Raw genomic sequence first — 2,220 nt, 5'->3', positions numbered from 1 at the left:
GAAAGTTCGCGGTTGCCGGTCCATTGAGCGCCGACGTGTTGGGTTACGCTTCGCTAACCCAACCTACGTACTCTTGGGTCCAACGTTGCATTCAGCGGCTTGTACGCTGTAACGCTTTGTTAGCGGCCAGTTGTTCAAGGCGCTCCGCCAACCAGACTTTTATGATGGATTGGCGTGTTACCCCGACGCGGCTGGCTTCTTTGTCCAAAGATTCAAGCATCCAGGCAGGAAAATCAACATTAACCCTTTTTTGATCCTGCATAACTCTTTTGGCCTTGGATAAATCCACGGCATCCAGGATGTCTTCCCCGTTATCAAACTTTTGGTCAAGCTCTTTAGCTTTCATATAAATCCACCTCTTCTTGCCGCGATCGACGCACGGAAATAATTCTAATGTTTCCATCCCGGTAGGTAACCACACCAGACCAATGCTTTCCAGCAATCGTGCCGATGATCAGCGCTCGGGGTTCATCAACCGTTTTTGCGGGTATTTCGACAAGGTCTGGATCATCCCAAAGTAGCTGAGCGCCGACAAAATCAATTCCATGTTTTTCAAAGTTGGACCGGCTCTTGTTTTCATCAAACTCGAATGTCATCATGGTATAGAAATTATACCGTTATCACATTGCTTGCAAGCGGAATGACAGGATAAAAAAGATGCGCTTTGCGAACCCTACCGGGCTATTCCAGCTCCGACATGTTGGGTTGGGTTGGGTTACGCTTAGCTAACCCAACCTACGCACTGCGCTAACCTAAGCTACGCGCTAACCGGCTCGCCAAAGCGTAGCTTTGACGAGTCCAGCGACCGAAGTGAGCGAGGTTGAGCGCCATGTTAGGAGGAGGTTTCACTTATGGCCTGCGCCTTGAATTTCTTGCGGCGAAACCACCACATGCAAAACACGCAAAAAAATGGGTGTAATACAGAACCTGTTACTGCCCTCATTGCCGCCTCACCCGGAGGGAAGAGATCTGGCCAAATGTAGTGCATTGCAAGGTTCGTAGAAAATGAACTGACAATACCCAGCAACACTGCAAGCGGGATTAGGTAAAGCCACCGTGATATTTTCTGAATCAAGAAGTACGAACCCAAGGCATCGAAAATTAGTGCGAGCATTACTCCTCCTAATGTTTGAATTCAGCGGCCGCCGGAGGCGTGACTGGTTAGTCGCCTGTCGCTGTGAACTCGAATTCACGACTCATTCCAACTGACACATTGATCAGGCGAAGCGTGGGGTAAGAGCTGGCGATTGCGATGATGGTTTCTCTGTATTTTTCTGATATGTTTGGGCCGAGATAAACAGCAGAAAGCTCTTCGACTCCGAACTTGCGGTCGGTAAATGGACCTGTATCAGTTGGGCGCCGAAAGGATGTGATTCGCCATTCATTCTCGTAGCTCCAATCAGGTGATTTGGTATAGGTGGCGGCATCAAGGATGCGGTCCAACGCTAGCTCTTTTTCGAGTGTCAATAACTCGGCCCAACCAGAAGCTGTGTAAACAGAGGGCTTGTCGCGCGGATAGGACACTGGCTTTGCCGCTAGCCAAGCGCTGTCAGCGTGATCATCACAGCGAAACTCCAGCACCACACCTCGGTATTGATCTGCATAGTGATACCACATTGCGGCGTGCGCGGGGCTTTCGGTGAGGCAGAGGATTCTGAAATCTGGAAGTAACTGCCTCCACATTTGCCGGAACGCTTCCATGGCAACGCCAGTTGGTTTATATGTTTTGCCTGAATCTTCTATTCCAGCAATGAGTTCGGCTTGGACCTCGTCCGATATACCGCGTTTCACCGCTTCAACAATCAGTCTTAGCTTGGGCTCCAGTTTAGATGCGTCTTGAGGAGGTTGCCTGATAAGACCAAGCATTCGATCTACCAACGCGGCAGAGATGTGATCTGGTGAAAGACCAAATGACAACTCGCGAGGCACATCAAATGGATCATTGAATAGGATGGGAGAACTCCAACGAAGCGATCTGCTTTGAAGCACGCAAGAAGCAGTAGCCGCAGACATGTATTTGCAGAACGTCTCTCTTTCGTGGAGGCGGTTCGGAGAACGCATGATATTGATCAGGGGGCTAACGTTCGAGCCACGCTGGTGCCGACGGTGAAACGCCGGGCCCGCGCGGAATATAATAAACCAAGCTGTAGCGCGGGCCCGGTGTTTTGCACTTGGTGCTCAGCTTGAGAGAGGTGTTAGACGGTAAGCGGTCCTTTAACA

At 50.3% G+C, this 2,220-nt stretch carries 4 protein-coding genes; all 4 read right to left on the bottom strand.

The window, feature by feature from the left end:
• Nucleotides 1-91 precede the first annotated feature (91 nt).
• Complete coding sequence (gene brnA, locus A1355_RS09335) at nt 92-346, bottom strand: type II toxin-antitoxin system BrnA family antitoxin (protein WP_064027303.1); 255 nt, start codon at nt 344-346, stop codon at nt 92-94.
• A complete protein-coding gene (locus tag A1355_RS24500; protein WP_082885461.1) occupies nt 336-599 on the bottom strand; it encodes a BrnT family toxin in 264 nt (87 codons plus the stop codon). The genes brnA and A1355_RS24500 overlap by 11 nt, the downstream gene beginning before the upstream one ends.
• Before the next feature lie 233 nt (nt 600-832).
• Complete coding sequence (locus A1355_RS09330; RefSeq protein WP_064027301.1) at nt 833-1,114, bottom strand: hypothetical protein; 282 nt, start codon at nt 1,112-1,114, stop codon at nt 833-835.
• Between the two features lie 47 nt (nt 1,115-1,161).
• A complete protein-coding gene (locus A1355_RS09325) occupies nt 1,162-1,866 on the bottom strand; it encodes a DUF2971 domain-containing protein (protein WP_064027298.1) in 705 nt (234 codons plus the stop codon).
• Nucleotides 1,867-2,220 lie beyond the last annotated feature (354 nt).

Origin of the sequence: Methylomonas koyamae, assembly GCF_001644025.1 — a bacterium.
Classification (GTDB): Bacteria; Pseudomonadota; Gammaproteobacteria; order Methylococcales; family Methylomonadaceae; genus Methylomonas; species Methylomonas koyamae_A.
The sequence above is the reverse complement of the archived record's forward strand: the minus strand, read 5'-3'. Positions and strand labels throughout refer to the sequence as shown.

Coding starts and splice junctions, on each gene's coding strand:
- A1355_RS24500 (WP_082885461.1), bottom strand. CDS start 599: ATGATGACATTCGAGTTTGATGAAAACAAGAGCCGGTCCAACTTTGAA.
- A1355_RS09330 (WP_064027301.1), bottom strand. CDS start 1,114: ATGCTCGCACTAATTTTCGATGCCTTGGGTTCGTACTTCTTGATTCAG.
- A1355_RS09325 (WP_064027298.1), bottom strand. CDS start 1,866: ATGCTTGGTCTTATCAGGCAACCTCCTCAAGACGCATCTAAACTGGAG.
- brnA (WP_064027303.1), bottom strand. CDS start 346: ATGAAAGCTAAAGAGCTTGACCAAAAGTTTGATAACGGGGAAGACATC.